We start from the raw sequence: 8,298 nt of genomic DNA, 5'->3' as shown, positions 1-8,298 counted from the left end.
TTGTGCGAAGTGCTGTTTCAGAGTTGCAGACGACAAGTTGTCGGCAATCGTCCCGATCGCTACGAGCCGCGCGTGCTGAAGCGACGAGCGAAAGGCTACAAGCTGATGCAGAAGCCACGACGCGACTACAAACCCGGTGAGGCATGAGACTTAGGTGGATTAAGTGCCATTCGGGTCAGGCCTCTTTTTTAGTCCGGGTCGAAACCTCCCCCCGTCCCCTTAATCCTAATCCAGGTTTTTAGAACCTCAATCCGAAGCCTCCGCCGACACCAGATTTCTCACGTTTTCAAGATTAACGACCAATTGAGAGTCAAACCTGGTTGGATCCATCTCTTGGTTCACACTTCGCCAATCAAATTCGACGTCATACAGCCGGAAGTTAATGCCAATTGTCCCGTCCTTTTTCCTGGAAGCGACGCGTTGCTCTCCCGAAATCGACACTGGTACAAAGACGCCTCCAATACTCTCCCATTTGATCAATTCTTGATTGTGAGGCACCCAGCGTTTCGTAACTTTGTTGTAGATGGTCAATCGGTACGATTTCACAACTAGCCCATCAACACTAAATACCCATTCTCGTTTGGTGTCGCCTTCCTCGCTCACTTTCGAGAAGTCATGAGCAATATAGACGCCATCTTTACCCGACTCAGTTACGGAATAGCCCGGCCTCGCAGTAGCCATGACATCGAGCTGGTTCTCCACCCAATTGTTTCCCATGTTGGGCGGGGGAAACGGATAAATCCCAATTAGTCTAATTTCAGGAAGCGTGAAACTGCGGTTGAAAGCAAATTCTGGAAGGCTTGCGAATTCTTCAATATTCCCGGGGAATTCGCGCTCGGTCACCTTGCCAAGGTGCATTACCGCCGCGCGCCAACCTGCTCCAAGAATCCGTTCGTTGGGTTTTCCGTTGTCTTCTTCGATTTCGGTGGATTGTGCGAACAGCCGTGCATCGTTTGCTGAATCAAGCAGCAAGCGTGTTTTTCGGCTTACCTCTCTTGTTACACGACCCTCTGACATGAATGAATCCGTCTCGGACATGAGAACATCGAACGAATCGATTGCAAGCAAGTTCCCTCGGTAGGCTTCGAAGAAAGAAACGGCCTCGAGCGTTTCTGGGCTTGCTTCTCCATCGGCAGACGCCCAAGGCTGCGAACATAAGGTGCAAATGCCCAAAGTGGCAACGAATGTTGCAATGGCAGATACTTGACGCATGTAAGATACCTTCGACGCAGTTGAGAATTGCTGGCGGATTAAGAACCGCCAGTCGTCGCGTCTAGCGACGGCTGGCAGTGAGGTGCAGTAGCCTAATGTTCCGTTCAGTGATACCACACCGATTTACGGTAAACCACGGCGGAGATTATTGTCCGTATCCGCTGCAGTCCACTGTGCATGTCCCCGTCCACTGGAACACACCCATTCCATAGTAGAGCCCTTGTTGATCTGCCGCCGTTGCCGCGCAAAGCTTGTCGGTGCTTCCGACTATCGGAAACATCCCTGTACAGCCACGTATGTAGGTGCAGACAATGTAAGCGTTCGGCATCAAGCTTACACCGGTCACGCCAGATTCGTCGCACTCGGCATCACGCGAAACCAAGTAGCTGTTGCCCGTGTCTTTGTACTGCACTGAATCGGCGCATGTTAACTCGCCGGTGTCCGGGTCTGGCTGAGCTGTTTCCGGGTCGCAACCTGACCAATTCGTTGCTGGCCCGCACGACTCGCTCTCGAAAACGGTGCAGGCGTGCAGGTTAGAGGCGGACAACCATGCTAGAGCGGCAAGACAGGTGGCCACGAAGGTTCTGTGAGACAATCGCATTGAATGCTCCAATACTATTGGGGTAAAAAGCGACGGTTCACCGCGCCTACGGCGAAACCGCCCCACTCAAACGAGAATGGACAACTTTGAATGGCGAACTGTGAGTTGCCTTCAGGTCTGTGGAGAGAATAGACCAGTTCACAACCATGTTCGGCCTTGGGTCGCTGTCAGTGATGGCACTCATCAGCTCGTCCGAGCAAATGAGTTGTACGCGGTACACGTCAGCACCAATATGCTTGGCGTTTACTCGCAACGCCCGCCGGCCAATCCTCGCCTCAATGCTTGCAGCGTGGCCTTCTTTCGCCTCAGATGGCGTTTCGTCCTCCTCTTCTTCTTCGCCCTTAATGCGGACAATCGTATGCGTTTCAAATCCGCCTTCTTCGCGTGGCAAGAAACGCAGGGTCCGCGGACTCACGGTGACGATCTCGTTTGGTCGCACAAGAAGTATGCTGTCGGCCATCCTGCCAGACCCTGGATCGTCGACGAAAACAGTGGTTGTCAATCCGCTCGGGGGTAAATCAGCGACATTCAGTCTTAACTTGATGACACCCAGTTCAGGATTGTCGCCTCGCTCAACCACCGCTTCTTCACCAAAGGTTGGTTTTGCGCTCACAACGAGCGAAGCCAAACTAATGGGTTTGGTGAAATAGAAGGGAATCTCTACGGTTGCGAGAGAGGCATCTGGATCAATGTGGGCAACACTCATGCTGTCGACAAACGCCAGCATTCCAGAAAGCCGGTATCGCACGTCTATCCGAGCATTTCCCAGAGGATCCGATCCATGGAGAAGAGCGATGGACACTCCGCTCTCTGGCTTCTTTTGCTTCCCTTCAGTGCTCAGCACCATATCAATTAGAGACACTTCGCCAGGCGGTATCTCACTTGGATCCATAGTTCCCTTCATACATGAACAAGACGCCTTTATCCGAGGAAATGCGAGCGACTGCGAAGTTCGGTTCGTTACTTTCAGCTTGACGCGAACACGCTCACCGGACGGGATTGTCCCAAGATCAACCTTCGCACCCAAGAGGCCCTGGCCTGCGTTAGCCCTATCAAGGTCAATCGATTTCTCGATTACGACTTGAGGTTCATCGGCTAGGAGGGACGAGTTTCCGGGCGATCCCGCCGAGACGAGTACAAAGGCTATCGCAGCAACGAAGGCCGTGTCGGCTCGGGGAATCATCAAGACTCGCCCCGAGGAAATGGTGCCCACCAGGATCAGGAACAACCGAATGTCGTTCAAAAACAATCGAACAGAAAACAGTAACATATTCTACCCCATGCGAATGCCGCCAATGCTGACTGTCGTTAACATCAATCGTAGCAGTTGGAAGCTCTAGGAAAACACTTTTTCGAAAAACATTTTGTGAAGATTCTACCACTTGTCGCTAGAGGACGGATGGCAGCTTCCGCACTACGATGCGTCCGCGAAAAAGCGAAGTGAGGGGTCGTCCTCGCCGTGGCCGTGTTTTTTCGTCAAATCAGAATTTCGCCGGTCCCGTCATGGTTCCGGGAAAGCGGTTTGAGGAGGGGGTCGATTGGCACGTTCACGTCAACTTGTGTCTAGGCCTCAATCAAGCGACCGTTCATTGCGGTTTTGACCGTCTCGCGACGGAAATTTCTGTCGGATCGGTGGCCCGGCTTGTCGTTTGCTCGTCTTGATTGTTCGCATGGTTCGTTCGCTTTTAACACGCCAAAGGGGTCAAACACGCCAAAGGGGTCAGGCGTCTTTTCAATGTTTTGGATTGCGTTTCGACAGGTTCGAGCGAGATGGGAATCTTGTCGGTTGCTTTGTTTTGGATGGCCGTGACTTTCTCGTCTTGCCTCTCGGTGCGTGAGAGGGATCGTGAGCGATGCTCCAGATTTCAGTCGACAAGGATTGCTGTCTGTTGCTTAGCAGGAATTGCGTTATGGGACGCTGGGTTCGCGGCAGGTAACGATTGAGAAGGCAGCATCGCAAAGACACGAGTACTTGGGGCCACAGACGTTCACTTGGTGTATGAAATTGTTGTGTCGGTATGGTGTATTCATCGCATCCGGCTGAGTGAACAGTCGCTTGTACCGTAAAATGTCTGATAGAACGGTCCGCTGCTTACTTGTTCGCCTTTCCATTCGCCTTGGCTGAATAGCAAGGCGAGACGCGTGTTGCTCGTCGAATTCTTATCCACCTTGATCAATCCATGCTTCCCTTCGTCTCGACGCCGTCGACGCAGGGTCACAACTGAGGGCATTCCTATGAAAGCGGTCATCCGTTGGCTCGTTCCCACCACCCTGATCATTTGGGGGACCGTTTGCTCGGCTGAAGAAGCCGGCAAGGTCAAGCCGCCGACACCGACATTTGAGGACCGCGAGGTCCTGCCGATCAAGCCGCCGTCCATCCCGCCGATTAAAACGCTGGACGCGCGTGACATGGGAACGCCTTCGGTTTTTGAAGTGAAACCGCCCAAGGGTGCCCCCAATGTGATCATCATTTTGGTGGACGATCTTGGATTCGGCGGAACCAGTCATTTCGGCGGTCCGGTCAAGACCGATACGTTCGACAAGCTTGCCAAGCAGGGGATCTTTTACAACCAATTTCATTCCACGGCGCTCTGTTCACCGACACGCCAAGCTTTGAAAACGGGTCGCAATCATCATTCCGCCGCGATGGGCAAGATTACCGAATTGGCCACATCGTTTCCGGGTTACACCGGCGTTCTGCCCGACGATGTCGCCGCGATCGGAAAGATGATGAATTACAACGGCTACAGCACGTCGGCGTACGGGAAATGGCATGAGACGGCCGTTTGGGAAATCAGCCCGTCGGGACCGATGTCGCGTTGGCCGAATCGCCAAGGGTTTGATGAGTTTTACGGATTTCTAGGCGGTGAAACCAACCAATGGACGCCGACCATCTATCACAACGAAAATCGCGTCGAAACGCCTGACCAGCCGGATTATCACTTCCTGTCCGACATGACGACCAAGGCGATTGATTGGATGCGATTTCAGCAGTCGCTGACGCCCGAGAAACCCTTCTTTATGTATTTCGCACCGGGCGCGACTCATGCCCCCCACCACGTGCCAAAGTCGTATATCGAAAAACAGAAGGGACGGTTTGATCAGGGATGGGATGTCCTGCGAGAACAGATCTATCAACGCCAGTTGGCCAGCGGCGTGATTCCCAAGGGAACGAAGTTGGCCGAGAAACCAGACTGGATCAAGGACTGGGCGAATTTGTCGGCGGACGAGAAAAAGCTGTTTTCGCGACAGGCCGAAGTGTTCTCGGCGTATATCGACATGACCGACACGGAAATTGGTCGCCTGGTACAAGCCGTGGAAGATTTGGGTGAAATCGACAACACGTTGATTTTCTACATCGCCGGTGACAACGGCACGAGCGCCGAAGGCATCGAGAACGGGTTGTACAACGAAATGACTTACTTCAACGCCGAGCCGAAGGGATCGGATGTTGAGTTCATGCTGCAGTACTACGACAAGTGGGGCGGACCTGAAACCTATCCACACATGGCCGCCGGTTGGGCGGTTGCCTACGATTCACCGTTCGCTTGGACCAAGCAAATCGCTTCGGATTACGGTGGCACCCGACAGGGAATGGTCGTTCATTGGCCCAACGGAATTCAATCCAAAGGAGAATTGCGAAGCCAATGGCATCACGTGATCGACGTGGTTCCGACCATCTTGGAAGCCATCGGGGTCCCGCAGCCCAAAGTGGTTGACGGAATTCCCCAACGACCGATCGAGGGCGTCAGCATGGTCTATAGCTTCGACAACCCGGACGCCGCGGACCGTCACACGATTCAGTATTTCGAGATGTTTGGGAATCGTGCGTTGTACCAAAATGGATGGATGGCTCGCACAATCCACTCGCCGCCTTGGGGCGAGCCGCAGAACCGGATCGCAGATGACGTCTGGGAGTTGTACAACGTCGCCGAAGACTTCAGCATGTCGACGAACGTTGCCGACCAGCACCCCGACAAGCTTGCCGAACTTCAAGATCGTTTCATCGGTGAGGCGATCGCCTACAACGTCTTGCCGATGGATGATCGACGGATCGAGCTTGCGAACCCTCAGATTGCCGGCCGCCCCGATCTGATGTTCGGTCGCACCAAGCTGGAGTTATCCGAAGGCATGTTCGGACTGCTGGAGAACGATTTTATCAACACGAAGAACACGTCCTATAGCATCGAAGCCGACTTGGAAACCAATAACGCGAGCACTCATGGAGTGGTGTTGGCCCAGGGTGGACGATTCGGTGGTTACAGTCTTTATCTTGACAAGGGCATTCCGGTCTTCGTCTACAACTATCTGGGACTTCAAGAAACGAAGGTCTCTGGCAAGTCTCCGCTACCCGCGGGCAAATCAACGTTGAAGATGAGCTTCGACTATGAGGGTGGCCGCGGCGGAGGCGGGACGGTAACGCTATCGGTCAACGGCCAATCGGTCGCCACTGGGCACGTCCCCAAGACGGAACCGAACATCTATTCGGCTGACGAAACCGCCGGTGTGGGCGTCGACATGGAGACGCCTGTCAGCGGAGCGTACACACGGGAAACGAGCAAATTCAACGGTCAGATTCACCGCGTTGTCATTGAGACCCATCCGGACAGCCATTAGCACCGATCGTGCACAACCGAAACACAGCGTTCATCATCGGCTAATCTATCGGACCGCCCGATCGGTCCCCCAGAGTCGCATTCGCGAGGTCATGATGAACTGTGCAAGATGTTTTGTGTTGTCGCTATTCGCATTGCTGGCGGTAACAACATGCCGGGGAGCGAGCGATTCCGACGCTATCGATGGACAGGCATCTGGCCAGCCCAACATCCTGTTCATCATGTCCGACGACCATACGTCGCAGGCGATCGGGGCCTATCAGCGACGGCTTGCGAAAGTCGACCCGACGCCGGTCTTGGACCAACTGGCCGAGGGCGGAATGCTGCTGGAGAACAGTTTTTGCAGCAATTCCATCTGCACCCCGTCGCGAGCCAGCGTGATCAGCGGCCGGTATTCGCACACCACCAATACCCGCGACCTGGACGACAGCCTGTCGCCGGAGTTCCACACGTTGCCACGGCAGTTGCGTGCGGCGGGTTACCAAACCGCAGTGATCGGCAAATGGCACCTGACCCATGAGCCTGTTGATTTTGATCACTACTGTGTTCTTCCGGGACAAGGCAAATATTTCGATCCATTCTTTCAGGTGCGTGGTGAAACGGCATGGCCAGACAATCTGATTCAGGTCAAAGGCAAGCATTCCACCGACGCGATCACCGACCTGACGCTGGACTGGCTTGCCAATCAGCGTGACGCGGATCGTCCGTTCTTCCTGATGCACCACTACAAAGCGCCGCACGATTTTTTTGAGTACGCGCCGCGCTATGAAGATTACCTGCGTGATACTGACATTCCGATTCCCGATTCCATGTGGAGACAGTCGGCCGGATTCGGTTCCCTGGCGACGAGGGGCGTGAACGACCAGTTGTTGCCACACATCGGAACATCGGTCACGCGTCGAAATCCGTTTCGAAATTACACGCACATGTATGCGGACGATCCGTCGCTGTCGGACCGTGCCGCCGCCGTGAAGGCGTATCAAACCTACCTGAAGAATTATTTGCGCTGTGTCAAAGGCGTCGACGATAACTTGGGGCGATTGTTTGATTATCTGAAACGCAACGATCTGTTTGATAATACGATCATTCTCTACACGTCGGATCAGGGAATGATGCTGGGCGAACACGACTATATCGACAAGCGATGGATGTTCGATGAATCGATGCGTACCCCGTTGATCATGCACTATCCTCCCGCGATCCCGGCCAATGTGCGAACGGACGCGATGATCGAAAACATCGACTTGGCACCGACGTTGTTGGATTTTGCGGATGCGACGATTCCGCCCGAGGTTCAAGGTCGGTCGTTCCGCGAATTGTGCGAAACGGGAATCGAACCCGAGGACTGGAAACAAGAAGCCTATTACCGTTATTGGATGCACATCGCCCATCACGACGTCCCCGGCCACCTTGGTATTCGAACCAAAAGATACAAGTTGATGTTCTTCTACGGAATGGATTTCCGAGACCGTGGGAAACCGCGGACACCGCCGGCTTGGGAACTGTACGATTTGCAGTCCGATCCGCTGGAGCTAACCAACGTCGTCGACGATCCAGACTATGCCGATGTGGTGAAAGACCTGAAACGTCGGCTTGCTAAAAAACGAGCATTGATTGGAGACACGGGATCGGAATCTGCCGCGGTCGAAGCGGTCATTCAACAACACTGGGACGATACCCCCGACGACCGCGTGCAGGCCCGCAAGATCTCTGCGACGTATGCGAAATCGCGGCAAGGACGACGACGCTATATCCCTGGGGAAAACAAGCACGACAAATGATTGTCGGGACGTACGACGATGCGGCGGGGGGAGTCCCGTCACGCAAGGCAAGATCTATCTGTTAGGCACTGTTTACTAAATCAGTTTT

At 53.9% G+C, this 8,298-nt stretch carries 4 protein-coding genes; 2 read left to right on the top strand and 2 right to left on the bottom strand.

All coding sequences use genetic code 11. The annotated features are described in order from the left end of the window. Window positions 1-246: 246 nt before the first annotated feature. Together HFP54_RS24885 and HFP54_RS24880 are read right to left on the bottom strand one after the other, a co-directional pair. The gene (locus HFP54_RS24885; RefSeq protein WP_168567262.1) at window positions 247-1,212 is read right to left on the bottom strand and encodes a hypothetical protein; all 966 of its coding nucleotides are present in this window, start codon (window positions 1,210-1,212) and stop codon (window positions 247-249) included. 647 nt (window positions 1,213-1,859) lie between these two features. After that, complete coding sequence (locus HFP54_RS24880) at window positions 1,860-3,083, bottom strand: DUF1573 domain-containing protein (protein WP_168567261.1); 1,224 nt, start codon at window positions 3,081-3,083, stop codon at window positions 1,860-1,862. A 965-nt stretch (window positions 3,084-4,048) separates the two neighbouring features. On the opposite strand from HFP54_RS24880, the gene HFP54_RS24875 reads away from it, so the two are divergent. Further along, a complete protein-coding gene (locus HFP54_RS24875) occupies window positions 4,049-6,430 on the top strand; it encodes an arylsulfatase (protein ID WP_168567260.1) in 2,382 nt (793 codons plus the stop codon). Window positions 6,431-6,521: 91 nt separating this feature from the next. Continuing rightward, the gene (locus HFP54_RS24870; protein WP_315853977.1) at window positions 6,522-8,210 is read left to right on the top strand and encodes a sulfatase family protein; all 1,689 of its coding nucleotides are present in this window, start codon (window positions 6,522-6,524) and stop codon (window positions 8,208-8,210) included. Window positions 8,211-8,298: the final 88 nt, after the last annotated feature.

This window comes from Crateriforma spongiae (assembly GCF_012290005.1).
Taxonomy (GTDB): domain Bacteria; phylum Planctomycetota; class Planctomycetia; order Pirellulales; family Pirellulaceae; genus Crateriforma; species Crateriforma spongiae.
This window is presented reverse-complemented; position numbering and strand designations above follow the sequence as displayed.

Excerpts from the sequence above, each read along its gene's own strand:
- HFP54_RS24885 (WP_168567262.1), bottom strand. The coding sequence starts at position 1,212 with ATGCGTCAAGTATCTGCCATTGCAACATTCGTTGCCACTTTGGGCATT.
- HFP54_RS24880 (WP_168567261.1), bottom strand. The coding sequence starts at position 3,083 with ATGTTACTGTTTTCTGTTCGATTGTTTTTGAACGACATTCGGTTGTTC.
- HFP54_RS24875 (WP_168567260.1), top strand. The coding sequence starts at position 4,049 with ATGAAAGCGGTCATCCGTTGGCTCGTTCCCACCACCCTGATCATTTGG.
- HFP54_RS24870 (WP_315853977.1), top strand. The coding sequence starts at position 6,522 with ATGATGAACTGTGCAAGATGTTTTGTGTTGTCGCTATTCGCATTGCTG.